Origin of the sequence: Corynebacterium felinum, assembly GCF_030408755.1 — a bacterium.
GTDB classification, from domain to species: Bacteria; Actinomycetota; Actinomycetes; order Mycobacteriales; family Mycobacteriaceae; genus Corynebacterium; species Corynebacterium felinum.
In genome coordinates, this window is sequence record NZ_CP047209.1 from 2,156,943 (window position 1) to 2,178,812 (window position 21,870).

A 21,870-nucleotide genomic window follows, 5' to 3' on the forward strand; every position below is an offset into this window, starting at 1 on the left:
CCTACTCCCCCAGATCGCTTGCGGTTGGCACGGCATTACTGTTGTCAGTTTTTTACGCATCACCACTGTATTCGCAGAAACGTCTGGGTGACTGTTCTTCTTGGTAGCATCACAAAGTGGATTCGCGATTAGAAGCTTGACAATGGCTACCTATGCCCCCTACTGAAAGCAAAGAACTGGCGTGTTTATAGGAGGTCAACGTACAAAGCCGTGGCGACAGTAATCCCGAAGGAGGACACCACAGCAAGTGCTATCGCCAACAATCGGATCCACCGCAGCGGGTATTCAGTTTTATCCACAACGGCAGCGTAATATGCCACCGCGAAGCCACAACCCAGGCCTACTCCGGCAAGAAGGCAGTTGCCCCACGTTCCTGCATCACCATTGGAGTGTCGAACAAGCGATGCCACGAACCACGAAACTCCGGTTCCCAAAAGGACAACTGCAGCACTATAGAGCTGATGTGGGTGAAATTTCCTTTGAGTTTGCATCTTCATTCCTTCCCATCGTGTAATTACGCAAGGGATTGCGGATCGTGAAATATTGAGGTTTTGCGGTTGCACCATGAAAAGGCGCGTAACTTCTCTTTGCCACCTAGGATGCCAAAATATGAGCAGCTATGCCAGCAAAGAGCAGCAGAACCAGCACGATTTTGCAGATCATCAGCACTAAAACGAACATGTAGCCCACGCAACTTCATATGGATTGTGCGAAATTATAAGTCGGAAAAGCCCATGCACCGTCGCCAAAATATACCTATTAATACTCGTTAATTGATTTAAAAATACTGATTCGACTTTCAGCACACTTGCTTAAAATTGACCTGCGGTTTCACAAGTAGCATTTGCTCTATGTCGAATCACTATTTCGCTTACACTTCGCAAAGCCCCCGCACCCCACCATCAAAAGCGCCACCGATGAACAAGTGAAATCTGATAAGACTCACTCAACATCACACACCCCAAGAACGTTCCGGCTTCCTTAGCCTTTGAGATACATACGACCGTGGTCTCGTGAGTAGATCTAGGGGGAACCCTGAGGGCTCCATAGCAGCAATTCAGCATGTTGTTTCGCTTAGCTAGCTAGGCGTTTGGCTCTTTTACTGACCCTATTGAACATCATTGCCAAAACGTGCTTCTAGCTGCGCACTTCTGGCACTGTGCACTTGGTATTGGGTGGTAGGTATCGACTAAATTTTTAAGCATGACTATTGCATTGCCTCCCTGCCCAGAATGCGCCAGCGAATACACCTATGAAATGCCACCGCTGCTCGTGTGCCCTGAATGCGCCCACGAATGGTCAGCCGAAGCTGAAGCCGCTGAGGCTGAAGCAAAGGTGATTAAAGACGCAGTTGGGAACATCCTCAATGACGGTGACGACGTCACCGTGATTAAGACCCTCAAAGTCAAAGGCGCGTCGCAGCCAATCAAAACCGGCACCAAAGTGCGTGGCATCCGCCTCGTTCAAGGTGTGGGCGATCATGACATCGAGTGCCGCATCGACGGTTTCGGCGCGATGCAGCTGAAATCCTCCGTGGTGAAGAAGGCTTAAATCCTCTTCTCATACACAAACACAGGGCCCTAGATTCTAGGGCCCTGTGTTTGTTATCGCTTACCGCAGGTGCCCAGATTGGTGCGCTGATACCAGCGCGACGGTAGCAACGAGAGCAACCGCACCAATGGCAATACCTGCTGCCACCTCAGGCTTGATCGGCTGTGCTTCCGTACTGCCTGGTGCCTGTGCTGAAAGTCCGCCATTGCGGGCACAGCTTTTTAAAGCCTCCAAGCTTTGTCGCTTCGCATCTTCTTCGCGCTCAAAGCGGAAACGATTCAACGGCGTGGCATACACTAACGCTTTATCCCCGCGCAGCGGATCATCGCCAGCCCCATTGATCGTGGCATGCCAGCGGCCGAGCGCTTCCTCCTGTTCCAGCACGCGGGCTTGCGCCTCCTGCGGGGTGTTAACCCCAGCTAGTACCGCTTGACGACGCTCATGCGCCACCTGCGCAATCGCAGCGTCGGATGCCCGTGAGGTACGGGAAACATCCTGTAGGGCGTCGAAAAGCGCCCGAACCTGCTCAGGACTTAAACCCCGCTCAGAAAAACGCTGATTCATCTGCGCCACCCGGGCAGGATCGTCGGGATGAGCGGCGAAATCCTCAATAACCTCGCGCGAAAATTCGATGCGTTCGGAGAAATCAGTCAGCGCACCTGTCGCGGCCCCGCGCACGTTTTCGCCAAGCGCAGCCACGGATTCCGGTGTATCGGGGTCGACATGAAAAATGCAGCGTTGATGCTCACCCGAATCCATGGTGACGTGTACGCGAATGTCATCTTCGAAGGCTGTGGCCGCAGGTGCACACACAGTGCTAAGCGCCAGGGTGAGCGCGACACCAATTGCGCTTGTGCGGCTGAAGATTCTACGAGGATTCACCACTGTAACCAACACTCCTGTGACGAATGTGAAAACTGTTAACTTATGATGAATCCTACAACTCACCCGCCAGAAAATCCAATTCGAACAGCCGTTTTATTAAACACAGAACCCTATCGCAGTTCTTGAGCAGGTCAATATCCCCTTCTAGCTGGCCATACACAATCGAGTAGGGTGCCGGGTTTCCCGGCAGCCCTCTCACACCACCGTACGTGCGGTTCATCGCATACGGCGGTTCCTTACACCAATACAGAGTATTGACTGTGCTTATAGTTCCAATACGCCACGGCTGATACGAGGTTCTGGTCATTCCAATACGCATTAGTAAGCGTGGTTGTAAGCACCCACGAGCCAGCGATACGCCAGTAGGACTTACTGGTATTAGCCCACTCATAGGCCTTTTGTTTATCCACACCCAAGCGGCAGAGGTTCCGTATCCGCGTTCGGATACGTTTCCACTGCTTCCATACGCACATCCGCAGTCGACGACGAAGATGCTCATCCAGCCGGTTAAGAAACACCTTCGCATCCGCCAACGCGAAATAACCAAGCCATCCACGCAAATATTTGTTTAACCGGTCAATGCGATACTCCATCGACACCGACCACGATCTTGCCGTAAGCTCTTTCACTCGGGCTAAAACCCTCACCTTCGTGGCCTTAGTAAGTCGAAACCGATACTGATCACCACGAACCAGATAGAACCCATAGCCTAAAAGCTCCGCCTTAATCGCATGACAAATAGTGGACTTCTCCTGATTAACCCGCAGCTTTAACTTCCCCTCCAGAAACTTCCCAGACTGGGCAAGCGCACGCTGCGCAGCACGCTTGGAACGAACAAAGACCCGAATATCATCAGCATAACGAACAAACTTCGTGCCCTTAGATGCAAGATAATGATCAAAATCATCCAACATGATATTGCTCAACAACGGCGATAACGGTGACCCCTGCGGAGTCCCTGCATCACTACACCGAACAACACCATCAGCCATAATCCCAGCGTTTAAATACGCCCGAATAAGCTTCAACACGCGCTTATCGTCAACCTTACGAGCCACCCTCGACATCAACATGTCGTGATTAACCGTGTCGAAATACTTCGACAAATCAACCTCAACAACCCACACATACCCCTCGTTAAGAAACCCACGTGCGGTCTTTAACGCCATATGTGCGCTACGTTGAGGCCTGAAACCAAAAGACACAGGCACAAACCCCACATCAAAGATAGGCGTAAGTACCTGCGCGATCGCCTGACAAATCACACGATCAACAACAGTCGGAACACCAAGCATACGCCAACCACCCGAAGGCTTTAGGATCATCACCTCACGAACCGGCAACGGCTTATACGTTCCCGCGTCAAGACGCTCACGAATGCCACTCCAGTGTTCGCGCAGATAAACGTCAATATCCTCAACACCTACCCCGTCCACACCAGCAGCACCCTTATTCGTCTTAACCCGCTCTAATGCAGTGCGGAGATTGCCACCTGAAAAGACTTGATTCCACAGATCAGCACCCGCACCAGTTGACACTTCCCCTACATCGGCAGACACACAACTAAGCACACCATGGCTATCGTCGGGATTCACCCTATCCTCCCCATAATGCCCACACACACGTGGTTGGCAGCTTTCACCGTTATGCATAACTACAATCCAGGTTCCATACTCAACAATGTAAAGTTCAGTCCTTCCTCGCTCACCCACCATAAGGGCTACCGCGGACCGCGGTGTCTCCCACGAGTACTATGACCTCGGCTGACTCCTACCACACCAACCCACAACAGGGCTTACCACACCTACTTGGCACAGTCTGTGACAGGCCTCCCCGATTAAGAACATGCTCTTTCCTCCTACAACCGCCACATCTACACACTAACCACTTCGATGGAACAGGCTTCGACTTCTTCGGCAGCCTTACCCAGATCAGCGCGCCTTATATGTGATTCGTATACCTCGGTGCAGGATTTCGCTTGAAGCTTCCTCCCCACAACACCTCACGATGCTGCAGTTGCCATCAGCTACATAGTTAAACCACCTTCACTATCAGGGACTCACACCCTTAAGAACATGCCCATGTCGGGCGAACCGAAAATGGGGCGGAAAAATCCGCCCCTATTCAGTGTCCTAGTAGCACATGTAACTACAGCACCATCGCCGCAACCCAACCTGAAAGAATAAGTGGAATGTTGTAGTGCACAAACGTCGGGATCACCGAATCGCGAATATGATCGTGCTGCCCATCCGCATTCAAGCCCGCTGTCGGACCAAGAGTGGAATCAGAGGCCGGGGAGCCGGCGTCGCCAAGCGCACCAGAAGCACCAATAATCGCCACCGTCGCAGCGGGGCTAAAGCCCATCGCAGCGCACAACGGCACATAAATAGTGGCGATAATCGGCAAGGTTGAGAAACTCGACCCGATACCCATCGTCACAATCAAGCCCACCAGCAACATCACCAGCGCACCCATAGCACGGTTATCACCAAACATCTCAGCCGAAGTGCTCACAAGCGACTCCACCTCACCTGTTGCCTTCATCACCGAAGCAAAGCCCTGGGCAGTAATCATGATGAAACCAATCAGTGCCATCATCTTCATGCCAGAAGTAAACACATCATCAGCCTCACGCCAGTTCACAGCACCCGTGAGCAAGAAAACAGCCAAACCAGTCAGCGCGCCAATGAGCAAGGAATCCGCCTTCGTTCCCACAGCCTGCATCACAACCTGCACCACGAAAGTTGCCACAATAGCAATCACCGCAACCACGATCTTGTAGCGCGAAATCTGCTCCACCTGCCCATGCGACTGCACAACCTCCGCCGACGCATACGTGCGCGGCTTGCGATAAGTGACAAAAATAGCGATCAGCAAACCCACCACCATACCGGCGGCCGGAATGCCCATCACCTGCATGATATTAATGCCAGAGGTATCCATGCCCGCCTGGGAAATATTGCCCAGCAAAATGTCATTTAAGAAGATCGAACCGAAACCCACAGGAATCCACATGTAGGTAGTAACAAGGCCGAAGGTCAGCACACACGCCACCAGGCGTCGATCCAGCTGCATACGGTTCATCACTGCCAGCAACGGCGGGATAATCAACGGAATGAATGCAATATGCACCGGAATCAAGTTCTGACTCATAATAGCTAGAGCCAAAATACCGGCAACCATCAGCCACTTCGTCACAGCCACAGCACGCATCTGCAGCCCCTGGTCTTCCGTACCAATCTTCTTCATAATCGACAACGCCAGCAAAGTAGGCAGACCGGAACTAGCCACAGCCATGGCAAAGGCACCCAGCAACGCATAACTCAACGCAATTTTCGCACCCCCCGACAAACCTTCTTGGAAAGCCACCATGGTGGCATCAAGGCCAATCCCAGAGAGCAAGCCACCAACGAGTGCACCAATGAAAAGTGCGAGTACAACGTGGACACGTGCAACGGCAAGCACCAGCATGACCACGACAGCGATGAGTACAGCATTCATGGTGCATAATATACCCCAGCACCAATGTTATTTCAGCACTTCACCCAATATATTTCACTACCCAAAAACAACCTGCGGTCGCAGCCAGAAATCCACGGCACCCCACCCCCAGATTTGCTACTATCCGGAAACGAACATGGCTAAAACCCCAAACTCCCAGCCCCAACCCTACTTTAGTACCACCCCACCCAATGAGCGGAACTGCACTACCAGCCTCAACACCCCCAACAGCGCACCTGAAAATACACGCTGTGATTTCTCTAACGTGGAGGTAGCTGCGGGGGTGAATTTTACTGAAACTCTCTAGCGGGTGCGCTCCCGCTTCACATACCCCATGCGGGGGCGGAAACCTTCGGGGCGACGCAACTGCGCCACCGCGTCACCCACGATCAACCTGAACCGTGGACGCATCGGTGGCATCTGCATCACCGAAAACCAGCCTGCTTCTTCCACTTCATCCCGGTCAAGAACGAAAGACTCAGGGCTTGCATCACCAATCACGCTGCATCGCATAGCGGTGTCCATGTAGCTGACCACATCACCATTGGCGTATTCAACAGGCCCTACCGCCCCCACACCCAACAATGCCTCAACATGGATATCCACACCGATTTCTTCCTTAGCTTCACGCACTGCCGTCACATGCGGTTCTTCACCTGGATCACAAATGCCAGTCACAGGTGTCCACTCGCCATTATCGGCACGCTTGATCAGAAGCACTTCCGGCACAGCGGTCAATGGTGCTCCTGGCGGAACATCTTTGATAATCACCGCTGTAGCACCTGGTAACCACAGTGGGGCGTGCCCAATTTTTTCACGCAGCTCAACAATGAATTCTGGTGTTGCCACTAGCCTTGCCCGCTTTCTACTCCCGTGCCGCTGTCCTTTTCATCGTCAGCGTCTTTGGAAGTTTCAGCGATCTTCGAAAGAAACTGTGCAGCAAACTTTTCGGGATCAAATTCAGTGAAATATTCCTGTGGTGCGGTACGCTCCAGTGCCATAAAACACCTTATTCCTTAAATCCTTGGTACAAACCTTAAAAAACATGCCCACCGCCAAGCCCTCTCCCCTGCTTTATCACCACACAAACTGTGGTGATGAGGCAGGAAAGATAGCGGATATGCACGTGGGTGAAACGAGTATTCAACTACTGCACACGCTTAAGACTGTGCAGCACCTGCAATATTCTCAGCAATAAAACGCTTGACCACCTCAGCATCGTTTGGAAGATCCACCACGTGGCGTTCGGCTTCCATAATGCCACGGAAACGCTCAGGTACTTCTGGGTCCTTGCCCGTAGCCTCGCGGATGGTATCCGCAAACTTCACTGGCAACGCCGTTTCCAAGCACACGATCGGGGAATCAACCTCCTTGGCCCACTCGCGTGCAACTTTCACACCATCGGCGGTGTGGGGATCAAGCACAACCCCTAAACGGCTATAACAATCGCGAATAGTCTCCACACGGTCAGCGTGGGTGGAACGCCCAGAGCAGAAACCGTACTCAGATGCAGCTTGCGCGAAGGCGGGGTCGTCGACAAGCGAGAAACCGCCCTGCTTCACCTGGGTGCCAAACAAGTCCGCAACCCTGTTTGCATCGCGACCCAAAAGATCGAAGATGAAACGCTCGAAGTTGGAAGCGCGGGAAATATCCATCGACGGGGAGGATGTTTCAAACGTGTCGGCAGACGAGCGCACACGGTAGTCGCCGGTGCGGAAGAACTCATCCAGCACATCGTTTTCGTTGGTAGCCACGATCAATCGGTCGATCGGCAAGCCCATTTGCTTCGCCACATGGCCTGCGCAAATATCACCGAAGTTGCCGGTCGGGACGCAGAAAGACACCTTCTGCTCATTGGAATCGGTGATCTTCAGGTAGCTAGAAATGTAATACACCACCTGTGCCATGAGTCGAGCCCAGTTAATCGAGTTCACGGCACCGATGCGCTTGTCAGCTTTAAAGTCGGCGTCGGCAGACACTGCCTTGACCACGTCTTGGCAGTCATCGAATACACCATCGAGGGCGATGTTGAAGATATTAGGGTCGTCCAGCCCGAACATTTGCGCCTGCTGGAAAGGCGTCATGCGGCCAGCTGGGGTGAGCATGAACACCGTGATGCCTGTGCGTCCGCGCATGGCGTATTCGGCTGCGGAGCCGGTATCGCCGGAGGTAGCGCCTAAAATGTTGAGCGTTTCGCCGCGGCGTGCGAGTTCGTATTCGAAGAATTCGCCGAGCAGCTGCATGGCCATATCTTTAAACGCGGCGGTCGGCCCTTCGGAGAGATGCCCGATATACAGCCCATCTTCCAGTGGGGTGACCGGCACGATTTCTTCCGAAGAGAACTTCGGGAAGGTATAGGCCCGGGCAGCGATCGCTTCGATATCCGCTGCGGGAATATCGTCGATAAACAGTTTCAGCACTTCGGCAGCGAGAGCTGCATAACCTTGCTCAGTGAGCAAACTGCGCCACTGATCAAGGGTCTCAGAGCTGATGCGTGGGTATTCTTCAGGCAGGTAGAGGCCCCCGTCAGGGGCGAGTCCGCCGAGGAGGATGTCGCTGAATTTCGCTGGGGTTGAGTTCGCATCGCGGGTGGAAATGTAGTGCATGCGTTCTAGATTAGTGGGTTGATAGTCTTTTTTGTTATTCATGTGGGGCAATATTATGCGTCTTGCGTTCACCCCCATTTCACCCGCGTCATCTGCCTGCTTTCATTGGCTGGGCGTAATTTATCTATTCATGAGCCCACACGATCCCGATCACAGCAGCCAGTGTTGCCCGACATCTATTCCCCGTCGCCTTGCCCCAGCGGCACCGAAGATTGAGAAAGTTTCGGCACGGGCGCTCGCAGTGTGGCTTACGGGCTGTGTGGTGTACGTTACTGCTTTTACTGGCCGCACATCGTTCGGTGTGGCTGGGGTGGCTGCAATTGAGCGGTTTTCGGTGGATGCTTCGGCGCTGGCGGTCTTTACCTCAGTCCAGGTGGGTGTGTATGCCTTCGCGCAGGTTCCGATGGGTGTGCTGATTGATCGTTTAGGGCCGAAAAAGATGCTGTTTTATGGGGCACTGATCATGGCATTAGGCCAGATCATTTTGGGGCTGACTACGAACTATGGTGTCGCGATTGCAGCGCGTGTGCTCATTGGGCTTGGCGACGCCACCGCATTCTTATCCGTCATGCGTCTACTTCCGCTGTGGTTCCCGCTGAAAAAAGCCCCGTTTTTTGGGCAGATTACGGGCACTATTGGCCAGTTGGGGCAGTTTCTTTCCGCTGTTCCTTTCCTGTTTTTCCTTAATTCTTGGGGTTGGACGTGGGCTTTTGTGAGTTTGGGGGCGGTTGGTGTCCTAGTGGCTGGTGCAGCGTGGTTGGTGATTGCTGATTCTCCTGTGACGTTGGCGAAGTCTGATTTGCGGGTAACAGAATCCTTGCGGATTATTGTTCGCGATCCGTTTGTGTGGCAGGCGTTTTTCACGCATTGGACGTCGATGGTGGTTTTGGTGGTGTTTTCGCTGTTGTGGGGTGCCCCGTTGATGAAGTTGGCGTTGGGTTTAAGCCCAGCTGAGGTGGGCATGATTTTTAGTGTGTCGTCTGTTATCACGGTGTTATCGGGCCCGATTCATGGGGTGATTTCGCAGCGTTTGGGCCGCAATCGTGAGTGGTATTCGGTTGGTGCCGGATTGATTGCGGGTGGTGTAAGTATCTGGTTTTTTATAGCTTCCGCGCCGCGCGGCATTGTGGCGCTGTGCATTTTCGTGGGGTTGTTGGCGTTTTTTATTACAGGTTCTGGGTTTGGTTTCGATACTGTCCGCGAAAATGTGGATGTAAAGGTTATTGCCGCTGCCACGGGGTTGGCTAATATGGGCGGTTTTGTGTCCACGATGATCGCTGCCCAGTTGGTGGGGGCATTGTTGAGCGTTTCTGAAGGTTATGGCTGGGATGATTTTGCGTTCGCATGGTGGGCGGTGACTGCTACGTGGGCTGTGGGGATGGGTGGTTTTGCGGTGGCGATGTGGAAGGTGCGCCGACGTCCGCGGCCGCATCCTGAGCGCAGTTTTTAGGCTGCGCCACAGTTATGGTGTGTTTTCGGCGTTGTGGTGGGGTGTGTCGCAGATGTGTGCGGTGATTTCTTCGGCGTCGGCAAGAAAAGCGAGGGTGTCGCGCACGGGCAAGCATTCATCGTAGGTGCATTCGCTAATTGCGTCGTGAGAGATTTCGATGATGTGTGCACCGGGAATGGCGGGTAAAAGTGCGGAGTGGGTGGCGATGATAAATTGCGCACCTTGCTCGGCGGCGCGATGGATGTCGGCGATGAGTTTGATTTGTCGCGCGGGTGAGAGTCCTGCTTCGGGTTCGTCGAAGAGGAATAGTGCGGGTTTACCCAGGTTGCGGGTAAGAAAGCTGGTGACTGCTTCGCCGTGTGATTTCGGGTGCAGGGGTGCTTCCATGATCACGGTGCGGTCGTGTTCGCTGGCGTAGTTGAAGAATGTTTCGGCGCGTAGAAAGACTACGTTGGGTGGGTTGTGTGCGCGACTGATCACGAGCGCGTTGTGGAGGTCGGATTCGGTGCCGGCGTAGGAGAAGTTCATGCGCTTTTTCGTACCGCCTTCGGCGTTGACTCCCATGCTCATGGCGATTGCTTCGATCAGTGTCGATTTTCCGCTGCCGTTTTCGCCCACGATGATGGTGATGGGTGAGCGTAGTTCCCAGCGCCCTAGCCGTTTGAGGTGCTGGGTGACGGGGAGTTGTTTGGCGTAGCTGTCGAGTGTGCTTGTCGAATCGTAGCGCAGCGCGGTGATGTACATGATGTCGACCCTGATTGCTGTTTAGGTGAGTTTGTTGCGTAGTGCGTCGATGATGGTGTTGAGGGTGGCATCGCCGACGCTGACTGGGTCGATAAAGCTTGTCGACGCCTTCTCCCCCACTGTCGGCTCTGTCACTGTAGCAACGAGTCGGCCTTCGTTGAGTGTGAGGTGATCGTGCCCTTTCATTCCCGCCACCTCAAGTGCGCGGACGAATGCGGACAGTTGCCGGTAGGAGCAGTTGTTGAGGTCGAGTGTAAATTCGAGGGACATGGTGTGTTCGTCTCCTTAGTGTGTGCTAACTGTGTCGTTGTTCATCCTCCTCGCCTCGTAGCGGGTGGCTTAAAAAATACGACGTTATTTCCACCCTAATCATTTGTTGTTGATACAGCCATAGGGTTTTCCCCTGATTTTCCCCCTTAAGGTTTTTTGCTGTGTGCTCAGGGCGTGCAGTGGCCTGTTGTTTCGCTTAGTTGTCCGCAACCCTGTGCCAGCAACTCGACCTTTAACAAATTTCAGTGCCCACTACACCTGCTCAGGAGACAAAAGGTCGAGTTCACCATTAACCTTGAATGCAAAGCTCACGGCAAGCATGAGGGCCACCAACGTTTTCCTTGGCCTTGAACAGCAAAACACCCTGCACGTACACTCGCCGCAGCAGGTTAGCGGGGAGGATACACACAGGGTGTCGGCGTTGACGCGAGAAAGAGTGTCTGCGACTAAGTATTTACTTGCCCAGATCAGCAAACAGGTTGTGGTTGAAGATGAACGCATCAGATGCTTCAGCGATCAAACGAGCGTGCTCATCTTCAGAAAGCTCCAGCGCATCCAGCTTCGCGCGGTACTCATCTTTGTATGGCTTCAGCTTCTCAATCTCAGGGAAAGCGTAGAAGCTCAAGGCGTCTGGGGAGACATTGTAGTGGCGCTCCATCATGCGGCCGATAACCTGGCCGCCGGAAAGGTCACCCAGGTAACGAACGTAGTGGTGTGCAACCAAACGAGGGCCATCAACGGTGTCGCGAATATCGTTCAGGCGATCAACATAGGCCTGGGTTGCAGGAAGTGCGGTGATCTTTGATTGCCAATCAGCGCCGGTCAGCTCCTTGAGATCAGCCTCCAGCTTTGGCTTGCGGTTGAGTACTGGATCAAGCAGGTCGGTGGCGTAGCCGGATTCGCGGACAGCATCCGCTGCCTCTTCCAGTGCTGCGTAGAACAACCAAGACTGTTGCTGCAAAGCGACAAACGCTGCAGTGTCCAGCTTGCCCCCAAGCAATTCGTCCATGAAGGTGGAGTGCTCGGCGCGCTCATGCGCTTCAGCGGTAGACGACTTCAGCTCAGCAGACAATGGAGTGGCGGTAGTCAGCATGGATGCTCCCTTACGTTTAGTCAATAGTGTTGTACTGTAAGAAAACCCACAATCCCGTTGAGCAGGCGTTGGACACAAAAATAATTCGTGGAGTAAAAACTCCACTTCCATTACTTGTGTTGCTTCCCGACGGTTGGGCTCGCAAGTATTTTCCTCAGGCTTTTATAGTAGCTTAGTTTAACTTAGGCTCCCCTCACCTAACATCAACCGTATGGTTGATTTTCAGCTCACCCTATCGAACAACAAGCACAAACCTACTGTTCACAGTATTTATTGTGCTACTTTTATGTTTCACATCCCACAAATCGCGCCCAGAATACCACCCGAAGCGGTATATCCAGACGCGAGGTATGAAAAGAACTACGAATGCCAGGTTAGGCAAAATCCGAATGTTCGCTTAACACTTCACCCCAGAACACTTCATCAACCACCCCGCGGGCCCGGCGCGTGAGGCGTAAGTATTCTTCCAAGAATTCCTGCGAGTCTTCCGGCCCCCACCCCGCGGCACCGGCAACTTGGGCTAGTTGTGGGCCAGGTTGTGGCAGCTGATCGGTGCGTTTTCCTTTCACTAGCACGATGGCGTTGCGGGCGCGGGTGGCCATGAGCCAGGCGTCGATAAGCATGTCCACTTTGGCGCGTGGAACGAGACCTTTCTCAGCAACCACGGATAATACTTCGAGCGTGGAGGGCGATTTAAGCTCAGGGTGTGTGTGGGCGTGCATCAGTGTGAGCAGTTGGGCGGTCCACTCAATATCGGTGAGGGCACCGCGCCCCAGTTTCGTGTGGGTATTGCGGTCCGCGCCGCGAGGCAGACGTTCATTATCCACGCGTGCTTTCATGCGGCGCACCTCACGGATGACCTTTTCATCGACCCCACCGTCGGGGTATCGGAACTGGTCGACCATGTCTAAGAAATCGTGGCCGAGCTGTTTGTCGCCGGCAATCCAGGCGGCGCGCAGCAATGCTTGAATTTCCCAGGTTTCACCCCAGCGTTGGTAGTACTGGCGGTAGCTTTCCAGGGTGCGCACTGCCGCCCCGGAGCGCCCTTCAGGGCGGAGACCTAAATCAACGTCAAGTGGTGGGTCGCCTGAGGGTTTGCTCAATCGGGCGCGCATGCGATCGCATACCCCGATTGCCCAGCGCACTGCGGTTGTGTCTTCGACTCCTTCGGCGGGTTGGCAGACAAACATCACATCGGCATCGGAGCCATAACCTAGTTCCGCACCGCCAAGTCGGCCCATGCCGATGACGGCAATGGTCGCTGGTGCTTGCTCTAAGGATTCCGCGCGCACGCTGGCGCTGATTTCTGCCTGTAGTGCAGCCTCCAATACTGCGTCCCATACCAGTGACAAGGATCGGCACACTTCCTGCACACTCATGAGGTTGAGCAGGTCAGCGGCAGCAATGCGGGCTAGTTCGACGCGGCGCAGTGAGCGTGCCACTTGGATTGCACGATCGGGGTCGTCGTGGCGTGATGCTGCCCGCACGAGCGAGGTGGATACTGTATCTGGTTTCGTTTCCAGCAGTTTCGGACCTGTTGCGCCGTCGCCGAGCTGTTTGATGGAATCTGGGGCGGCAATAATAAGGTCGGCTGTGAAGGGCGAATTGCCTAAGATCCGCATGAGGCGTTTTCCTACGATCCCTTCGTCGCGGAGCATGCGCAAGAACCAGACGCGGTCGTAGGCGGCGTCGGAAAGCTTGCGGTAGTTCAAAAGCCCGGCGTCGGGGTCTGCGGTGTCTGAGAGCCATTCCATCAAGGTGGGCAGCAGCATGGCCTGAATTTTTGCTTTGCGGCTTGCCCCTGCCGCCAGTGCGGTGAGGTGTTCGAAGGCGCGGTCGGGGAATTTGTAGCCGAGGGCGCGTAGCTGCAGTTTTGCCCCCTGCGGGGAGAGCTTGATTTGATCCACGCTTAAGTTGACAACGGAATCGAGCAGGGGTCGGTAGAAGAGTTTGTGGTGCAGGCTTGAAATCGCACGCCGCACTTTCCGCAGTTCTTCACCCATAGCTTCCACGCTGGTGCGCGCCATTGCTGAGGAGAAGCCTGCTGATCTGGCCAACCAGCGGAGGTTTTTCTGATCTGTTTCTTCTGGCAGTGTGTGGGTGCGTTTGACCTTGTGCAGTTGCAGGCGATGTTCGAGCAGTCGCAAGAATTCGTAGCATCCAATCAGCACCGCGCCGTCTTCACGCCCCACATATCCCGCGGCAACCAGTGCGGCGAGCGCGTCGACGGTGGCTAAGGTGCGCAGGCTTTCATCCCCGCGCCCGTGCACGAGCTGGAGTAGCTGCACGGCGAACTCCACGTCGCGCAAGCCGCCTTCCCCCAGCTTGAGTTCGCGCTGTTTAAGCTGTTCGGGCACGTTTTCGAGCACGCGGCGGCGCATTGCTTGGACGTCGCCGACGAAGTCTTCGCGCTGGCTTGCTTCCCACACCATGGGCGAGAGTGCGGCGCTGTAGGCTTCGCCGAGCGCCATTGCCCCTGTCAAGGGTCGGTGTTTGAGTAGCGCTTGAAACTCCCAGGTGTGCGCCCATCGTTTGTAGTAGGTCACGTGTGAGTCGAGGCTGCGCACGAGCGCCCCGCGTTTGCCTTCGGGGCGCAGTGCGGCGTCGACTTCAAAGAAGCTGCGGCAGCCGGTGCGGATGAATTCGCTGGCAACACGGGTGGCTTTGGGGCTGGCGGGTTCGGCAACAAAGATGACGTCAACGTCGGAAATGTAGTTTAGTTCTTTAGCCCCGCATTTGCCCATGGCGATAATTGCGAGCTGGCTGTCGACTTCAGCATCGCCGTAGACGCTGCGCACTGCAACGGCGAGGGCGGCGGTGAGTGCGGCGTCGGCTAGATCGGACAGCGCGGCGGTGACTTCTCTAAAGCTTAAGCCGGGCTGGCTTTCACGCTTGGGTGATTCGGGGAATGTGCCGGCCAGGTCAAGTGCGGCAATGCGCATCAAGAGTGTGCGGTAGGTGCTGCGTAACACAGCTTCGGCTGCTGCCGCGGCAATTCCGGCGCGGTAGGTGCCAGGGCATGTCAAGTCTGTGCAGGCGGTGTCGGTGCGTGTGTGCTTATCGACGCCGTCCCTCACACCACCTGCCCCATCCGAGTGTGCGGAATCCTGAGCTTCTTCCATAGTAAAAGTAGCCGGTTGTGCATCGATTGCTTCAAGGAGTGTGCGAAACATTTCCTCCCGTTGAGGCAGTGGCTGGTTGATCACTCGCCACTGGTGGGGGTGTGCAACCAAGTGATCGCCGAGCACACTGGATGCCCCGAGAAGTGCAAACATGCGCACCCGTAGCGCTTCGTGTGTGCGAAGTGCTACGAGGAATTCTTCTGCTTCCGTCGGGTTTTCATCACCAAGTGCTGTGTGGAGTCGGATGAGCAAGTTGAGCGCGAGGTCAGCATCCGCCGCACCGGCGAGGGTGCGCAAGATGTCTGCGCTTGATTCATTCCACCAACCTAAGCTTTCAAGATCACGTTGGGCATACGGCCCACTGAGACTTAAGGCCGCCAGGGTGGGCATGGCGCTACGTACTGGCCGAGTAGGTGGGGTTGGTGTGGCTGCAGAACTCACAATTATGTCCCATTCATTGACGTTGCTCACGCGCCTTACGCGCACCGAAGAATCGAGAAGTTGTAGCCTCCCCCCTTATGCTTTCAGCAGCTTGATGCGTGGGATATTCACATCGCCACACAGCGATGAAACCACTCACACCACACGGTGCTTCAAGGAGGGAAAAGAGCTTCGGGTACTACTTTAATACCCACAACTAACATCGCACCCTGCACACCCTACCCCCGCGCAGCACACACTGAGATAACACGTAGCCCCGTTAACCATGGGGCTTAGCTACGACAAGGTTGTATAAGGCCAGTTCGGGTTCGCGTTGGCGAGACACGATCGTAGCTATACTGTGGATTTTTCAACGCCCACAATGGTGCAGAGATTGACGAGCTGGGATGCACCTACGCGATTGACTGCCGTAGGTGTTCAAGAACCACAATCGAATGGGTGTAAGATCCTCAGTTTCTTTGGGGTGACCATCCCAGCGCGTATTGCATCAAGCGTGCACTTTCCATAGCAGTGTAAGGACTGGATCACGCTGGCACCAATCTTGACTAGTTACGCTACGTGCGCAACGAGAAATTGAGGTTTTCTTGCCAGGAAACTGCAATGTGAAAAGAAGGCTCGGGAGCCAACAGTATCCTGAAGCATGATCGACATGATTGGGCAGGAAAAGCCCTGTGCACTCCGGCCGAAAAATATACCTATGAATATACGAGGATTGATTCAAAAATACTGATTCGACTTTCAGCACACAAGTGAAAAATTGACCTGCGGTTTTACAGGTAGCACTTGCTCTATGTCGAATCAATATTTCCCTTATACATCGAAAAGCTCTCATGCGCCTACCAAGAACAGTGCTAGATATGCCCATACGATCACAGAGACGCTCAACGCCACGTGCTTGCGTGACAATCCAACGTCCGCGCCCAAAGGGGTGTGAGGTCGATGGTTGAGCTCGCCAAGCTGCAAGCCAGGTAAGCAGTCCTAGTTTGTCACCACGGCAGCAATGGTCACCTAACCTTTTCAAAGCATCTGTGAAGCACTGGCGTCTTCACCCCGTGCGACTGTGATCTTGTTGATCGAAACTTCAAGGGTTACTCAATGCGGCAGAACACACAAGCACGCACGTGTTTAAGATCAGCGCGATAGTTTTGCACCCAACCACTCTGAAAATTCCCCATCACTCCCGCGTGCGTAGCTTCGGCGTTCCGCCAGCCACGTCAGCATAACCGCAGGTCGGGGTTTCACAAGCGCTTTTCTGGTGAGAAAACCTCATTGCTTAAGAACGGGAAAATGGGAGACGCTCACCACCATAGTGGCGCTGGCGATAGTCAACAACAACGAAAGTGCTCCTGTACTGCTGGGATTGTGAAGGTGAAGGCAGCGTTATCCTTACAGGTCAAGAAACACTTTCATAACTGTTGACCGCGTTGAAATCCCTAGGCTATAAAAATCCGAACTAGCTAAATACTTTCCCGAGGGGCAAGGCACTGCCTGTAGCTGACAGGACTTGGGCACGGGTTCGACTCAAGAAAAGTCGTGGTTGTTCACCTTCACGTTCGAGACGCAGCTGATTTAAAAGAGACTCTGGGCACTCGCCTGGCGTTGTGAGTACTGTTTCTGTTTCAACAAGAGTGGCAAAGCTCAACAAATGCCAATCCGACTCAAGAAGGTGGGCTGTTTCTTCACTACTGACTGCTTCGCTTAACTCACGAAATAGCTGGTCGAGCAAAGGCTGATCCTCTTCTCTCGTGATATTTTCAGAAACCCACACTACCTTTGCAGTTTTTGCTACCGCATCCACACGTTGGAAATAACGCTGCTGCACTGTTTCTAAATTTTCCCACTGTGAGATGACATACGTAGTGATCAGTGCTGTGAATCCTGTGCTCATAAGGGGTTCATCCTCGCATCATAAGCCCCTGAGGGGTGGTAGCTATCGTGAGGTTGGCAATTGTGTTTATCCACATCGAAACCAAATTTGCTCAAGTAAAGCTCGGCATCTTCCTCAGCGCCATGGAGCCCTACTTCGCTGTTTCCGAAAATATAACCACGCAAAGGGTGCGTTTTCTCATCGGCTAATACCTGACAGCTGATAGTGAACATACCCGTATCTGCGCGATTTTCACCATACATAGGTTCACTCAAATTGTTGGACTCGAAGGGAATAAGTGAGCTCACCGCAACTGCTGCATAACCTACTGCAGCAACCGACACACCGGCGAGGCCAATTTTCATACTCTTTCGCATACGGATCAATCACCGCCTCTTTCATCCAAGGTGAGTTATACAAGGGAAAAGTTAACACAAGGTGCAAAGTACCTGCAGGATTGACGGTATTTGCTGAGGTTTTCAGTAACCAACCACCCCGTTAGGCAACTTCCGTCCCGTTGTTGATAATTCTTGAAGCCTCGTCCAGCTAATAAACGATCGAGCGTATTCTTCTTCATCTGCCAAGCGCAGATCAAACCACAGGCGTGATGCATCCGTGTCTGGGCCGGCTCGTTCTTCCACTGGTTCGACAATGGTGGCAAAGCTATAAAGATTCCAGTGTTCTTCCTCAGCCGACCCCAACCCGATAGCGTGACGATCTTCGTTAAGATCAACGATCAAATGCTCTTTGATCAAGGGAATATCTTCTTGAGTAATGTGCTCAGAAACCCACAGAACCTTCGTAATATCGCGCACAGCCTCCACGCGTTCAAGATAACGCGCCTGCGCTTTCACGAGGTTTTCTTCGCGTTCAATAAAATAGGTCGTTACAAGCGTGGCAAAATCTACACTCATAGAGGATTCATCCTCGTGTCATAAGCACCTGAGGGAAGATACTTCCTTTGAGCTTTGCAATGCCTCTTGCGTGCACTGAAGCTGAATACACTCAGATACAAATCCGCATCCTTTTTCGCATTACTCAAACTGCTCACATGATTTCCAACTACATACCCAACAATTGGATTTCCGGGACCATTTCGAACAGCATGACATTTAACAGTTATCATGCCGAATTCGTTTTTATCTTGCGCAACTGCGACAGGTGAATTTAAACCAATCATGGAGAAAAATACCAAGACGACAGTCGACGCTTTCTTCATGCGAGCCATCAGCAGTTCACCACCCGATCAATTCGTTCGTGAGCTAAAATCCAGCGGATGTTAGTTCGAGTACCAGGCTCAACAGACTTACATTGTGAATCAAAAGCTCCGACAGGCGAAGTGACAATCACCTTGACACGAACCCAGCTTGGACAGTCGTTGTATACCTGAATTGCTCCCCATTCGCGGACTGCTCGAACACAATACGGCGCAGTGTTTCCAGAACGGAATGCAGTTCCACTTTTCGGTTCTGCCGTAACAATGAAGATCCCATTAATAGAATCCGCTTCATTTTCAGCCACATCAATCATTACCGAATCACCCGACTGCAACTGGAGCGAGGTTTCTTTTTCGCTAGTAATATTAGCTTCCACGCGATCATCGGCACGTGCTTCGAAACCAAAAAATGAAGAAGCCAGAAAAGCCAGCGCTATCAGAGATGCTGAAAAAGCTTTATTTCTACGGTACATGCTCTCTCCTTAAAATAGTGCACCTTTCAAATATCCACACCCAAAGTAACCATTTAAGGTTTATCTATGAGTTTATACGTCTCATCATATAAGGTGATCTGGTTCACGTCAATGCTTTTTTGAAAATTTTTCAATTCTCACCGAGATTTTTCGAAAGACTATACATAGCACGAATTTATTTCCCTCTAGCTAATTTAACGTAACGCCGATCAGAAAGTGGCCGATGTTCTAAAAGAAGAGATTCTCTGACAGAAAGGAATAGTGCCATGACTTTCGCACGTAAGATCGCAGCCGTTGCGATCGCCGCAGGTCTTGCATTCAGCGCCCAGCCAGCCGCCCTTGCCAAGGATGTAAAGATGCCATTCCCACTTGGTGGCACACACACTGTCAACTTCCACGGCAACACCGTCTGCCACTGGCCAGGCGGTAAGGGCAATAGCCCAGTCGAGCAGCGTTTCTTCGTCAGCGCCATGGACAAGGATGCCGACCCCAAGCAGAACCTGATCTACAGCTTCCTGCCATTCAACTCCGCCGAAGTGACCTGGAAGAACACCACCACCGGCACAACCGGCTCGCAGGTGGTGCGCTCCAATGGCCGTGAGGTAGCGGTAAACGATATCGACACCGGTATCGGCAATATTGAGGCAACCTACACCGTGACCCGCTCCCTGTTCCCAACACTCAGCCCAGGCTCCTCCTTCCCATGGTTCTCCGTAACCCACACTGAGACCATCACCGCACCAGCTATTAACCCAGTAGCCTGCGAAAACGCCCCGGGCTAATCCCCCGCACTACTTTCTTAAAAAAACAGTAGTAAGCTGCGCTAAGCGCATCGGCTGCCTCAGGCACACGCATGAACAACCATGGGTTCTCGTTTCCACCACACAACGAGAACCCATGGTTTTTTCACACCCCACACCTTTCGCCAAAACTATAGCCAGGCACGGAAGCTTAACCCGGATTTTTCATGGGTGTGGGGTGAAAAGGTGAGCAAAAAGTAAAGAAAGTGCTTCTTGACCTGCTAGAATAGAGATGTTTTGAAGTCAATAATCTAGGCAGAAAGAAACACTTTCAAGGTGAAGACTACCACATACATTCCACGGGTTGCTAGCTGTTCTCATCTTGTATCCGGTGCGGGGGTGTTACCGTTTGCTCACGTAGCCGAATTGGTGGGAATAAGTGACTGCCTTGATTCCGCTTTGCCGCGTTCTGGGCTCACGCACACGTTAGGGGATGTGTGGGTGAATCTGGCTTTATCGTTAATTGCTGGTGGGGATGATGTCCACGACATCACCTTGCTTTCTTCTGTTTCAACCGCGTTAGCATCAAAATCGTTACCGTCAGTGACAACCGCATGGCGGCGGATCACAGAATATGCAGATACCAGCGAGCATGTGCGAGAAGGGTTTATCCACGCAGCGAAACAAGCTCGCACTAGGGTGTGGGATTTGTTAGGTGATCACGCTCCGCATCGGGTGGCAACAGTTGAACAACCACTGGTTATCGATATTGATGCCACGTTGATTACCGCACATTCCGATAAGGAAAACGCGACGCCTACCTATAAGAAAGGCTTTGGTTTCCACCCGTTATGTGCCTTTATTGATTACACCAGCATCGGTCTGCCTGGTGGGGAGTTTCTTAACTGCCTGCTTCGACCAGGAAATGCCGGGGCAAACACAATTCGTGATCACTGCCAGCTTGTTGACGAGATTCTTGCCACCCTGCCTGATCACAGTGATGGTCAACCCTGGGGCAAACGATTAGTCATCCGTGCTGACAGTGCTGGTGGGACAAAGAAATTCATCAGTTTCCTCAACGATCACAACCTTGGGTATGTTCTGGGTTATTCCGCCCCGCCGACAGCGCGCATCACCCTTGACCATCACCTTCAATCCCAACAAACAACCAACGCTGATACACAACACTTGGGAACCAGTGCTCACACAGGCAAAGACTGTGATCGGTGGGATACTCGGGTGCCGATTGTGCGTGCTTCAGGGGATCTGGTTTGTGATGAGAACCATTTCCTTGAAGACATCACCGGACTACTGCGCACCGCAAATATAGATGAGCACCAACCTTTGGTGAATCTTCTAGCTGACTACCCCGAGGATATGCGTGTTATCGCACGAATCGAACCACCCCACCCAGGGTGCCAACACAGTCTTTTCAACCAACATGGTGTTCGCGCCCAACTGTGCGTAACGAACCTTATTGGGAATATTCAACACATTGACTACTGCTACCGTAATCGGTCTTTATGTGAACAACACATCAAAGACACCAAAGACCAAGGCCTTAGTAAACTGCCGTTTAAACAATTCGGGGCGAACCAAATCTGGTGTTTGATCGTTGCACTATCCCACCAACTTCTTACCTGGACGAAACTCATCGACGCCTGCCACCACAAGGATCATTCACACCAAGAAACAAGCAAGCCTTGGTGGACATGGGTGCCGAAGACTATCCGTGTAAGGTTTGTTGCGGTTGCATCAAAAATCACCACAAGCAGCAGACGCATCATCCTCCAGCTTGACCAGCACAACCCCCACACCCACACACTGGTCACGCTTATTGGCTACACCCAGAGCCTTCTACAGCCACGCTGGAAGAAACGAAAACCCTAACACCCCTAGGCCCACACACGC

General features: G+C 52.9%; 19 protein-coding genes. 4 read left to right on the forward strand and 15 right to left on the reverse strand.

The features are described from left to right. Positions 1-185: 185 nt before the first annotated feature. Positions 186-410, reverse strand: coding sequence for a hypothetical protein (locus CFELI_RS09175; protein ID WP_277104019.1), 225 nt, complete (start codon positions 408-410; stop codon positions 186-188). 793 nt (positions 411-1,203) lie between these two features. Between CFELI_RS09175 and CFELI_RS09180 the strand changes: the two genes are divergently transcribed. Further along, positions 1,204-1,551, forward strand: coding sequence for a zinc ribbon domain-containing protein YjdM (locus tag CFELI_RS09180; RefSeq protein ID WP_277104018.1), 348 nt, complete (start codon positions 1,204-1,206; stop codon positions 1,549-1,551). A 60-nt stretch (positions 1,552-1,611) separates the two neighbouring features. On the opposite strand, the gene CFELI_RS09185 is transcribed toward CFELI_RS09180, so the two are convergent. The 6 genes from CFELI_RS09185 to thrC form a co-directional block, all read right to left on the reverse strand. Continuing rightward, positions 1,612-2,433, reverse strand: coding sequence for a hypothetical protein (locus tag CFELI_RS09185; protein WP_277104017.1), 822 nt, complete (start codon positions 2,431-2,433; stop codon positions 1,612-1,614). A gap of 239 nt (positions 2,434-2,672) precedes the next feature. Then, a complete protein-coding gene (gene ltrA / locus CFELI_RS09190; RefSeq protein WP_290258958.1) occupies positions 2,673-3,995 on the reverse strand; it encodes a group II intron reverse transcriptase/maturase in 1,323 nt (440 codons plus the stop codon). 589 nt (positions 3,996-4,584) lie between these two features. Continuing rightward, positions 4,585-5,937 carry a Na+/H+ antiporter family protein gene (locus tag CFELI_RS09195; RefSeq protein WP_277104672.1) on the reverse strand — a complete coding sequence of 451 codons (1,353 nt, stop codon included), beginning with the start codon at positions 5,935-5,937 and terminating at the stop codon, positions 4,585-4,587. A 303-nt stretch (positions 5,938-6,240) separates the two neighbouring features. Then, on the reverse strand, positions 6,241-6,786 hold the full coding sequence (locus CFELI_RS09200; RefSeq protein WP_277104673.1) for an NUDIX hydrolase: 546 nt from the start codon (positions 6,784-6,786) through the stop codon (positions 6,241-6,243). Beyond that, entirely contained in the window at positions 6,786-6,938 is a 153-nt protein-coding gene (locus CFELI_RS09205) for a hypothetical protein (RefSeq protein WP_277104674.1), read from the reverse strand. The genes CFELI_RS09200 and CFELI_RS09205 overlap by 1 nt, the downstream gene beginning before the upstream one ends. Before the next feature lie 159 nt (positions 6,939-7,097). Next, positions 7,098-8,543 carry a threonine synthase gene (gene thrC, locus CFELI_RS09210; RefSeq protein ID WP_277104683.1) on the reverse strand — a complete coding sequence of 482 codons (1,446 nt, stop codon included), beginning with the start codon at positions 8,541-8,543 and terminating at the stop codon, positions 7,098-7,100. A 130-nt stretch (positions 8,544-8,673) separates the two neighbouring features. On the opposite strand from thrC, the gene CFELI_RS09215 reads away from it, so the two are divergent. Next, positions 8,674-9,993, forward strand: coding sequence for an MFS transporter (locus tag CFELI_RS09215; protein WP_277104675.1), 1,320 nt, complete (start codon positions 8,674-8,676; stop codon positions 9,991-9,993). Between the two features lie 12 nt (positions 9,994-10,005). On the opposite strand, the gene CFELI_RS09220 is transcribed toward CFELI_RS09215, so the two are convergent. From CFELI_RS09220 to CFELI_RS09255, 8 genes are all read right to left on the reverse strand, one after another. After that, positions 10,006-10,737, reverse strand: coding sequence for an AAA family ATPase (locus CFELI_RS09220; RefSeq protein ID WP_277104676.1), 732 nt, complete (start codon positions 10,735-10,737; stop codon positions 10,006-10,008). 21 nt (positions 10,738-10,758) lie between these two features. After that, on the reverse strand, positions 10,759-11,007 hold the full coding sequence (locus CFELI_RS09225; protein WP_277104677.1) for a hypothetical protein: 249 nt from the start codon (positions 11,005-11,007) through the stop codon (positions 10,759-10,761). Positions 11,008-11,461: 454 nt separating this feature from the next. Next, positions 11,462-12,097, reverse strand: coding sequence for a biliverdin-producing heme oxygenase (locus CFELI_RS09230; RefSeq protein ID WP_277104684.1), 636 nt, complete (start codon positions 12,095-12,097; stop codon positions 11,462-11,464). A gap of 377 nt (positions 12,098-12,474) precedes the next feature. Beyond that, positions 12,475-15,612 carry a bifunctional [glutamine synthetase] adenylyltransferase/[glutamine synthetase]-adenylyl-L-tyrosine phosphorylase gene (locus CFELI_RS09235; RefSeq protein ID WP_277104685.1) on the reverse strand — a complete coding sequence of 1,046 codons (3,138 nt, stop codon included), beginning with the start codon at positions 15,610-15,612 and terminating at the stop codon, positions 12,475-12,477. Between the two features lie 1,504 nt (positions 15,613-17,116). Further along, complete coding sequence (locus CFELI_RS09240) at positions 17,117-17,551, reverse strand: hypothetical protein (RefSeq protein ID WP_277104678.1); 435 nt, start codon at positions 17,549-17,551, stop codon at positions 17,117-17,119. Then, complete coding sequence (locus CFELI_RS09245; protein ID WP_277104679.1) at positions 17,548-17,895, reverse strand: hypothetical protein; 348 nt, start codon at positions 17,893-17,895, stop codon at positions 17,548-17,550. Before CFELI_RS09245 ends, CFELI_RS09240 begins: the two co-directional genes overlap by 4 nt. 114 nt (positions 17,896-18,009) lie before the next feature. Further along, positions 18,010-18,444: a hypothetical protein gene (locus CFELI_RS09250; RefSeq protein ID WP_277104680.1), complete on the reverse strand. Its 435-nt coding sequence runs from the start codon at positions 18,442-18,444 to the stop codon at positions 18,010-18,012. 313 nt (positions 18,445-18,757) lie between these two features. Next, on the reverse strand, positions 18,758-19,219 hold the full coding sequence (locus CFELI_RS09255) for an alpha-amylase inhibitor (RefSeq protein ID WP_277104681.1): 462 nt from the start codon (positions 19,217-19,219) through the stop codon (positions 18,758-18,760). Between the two features lie 266 nt (positions 19,220-19,485). On the opposite strand from CFELI_RS09255, the gene CFELI_RS09260 reads away from it, so the two are divergent. Beyond that, entirely contained in the window at positions 19,486-20,001 is a 516-nt protein-coding gene (locus CFELI_RS09260; RefSeq protein ID WP_277104682.1) for a hypothetical protein, read from the forward strand. A gap of 294 nt (positions 20,002-20,295) precedes the next feature. Continuing rightward, the gene (locus tag CFELI_RS09265) at positions 20,296-21,849 is read left to right on the forward strand and encodes an IS1380 family transposase (protein ID WP_290258967.1); all 1,554 of its coding nucleotides are present in this window, start codon (positions 20,296-20,298) and stop codon (positions 21,847-21,849) included. Positions 21,850-21,870 lie beyond the last annotated feature (21 nt).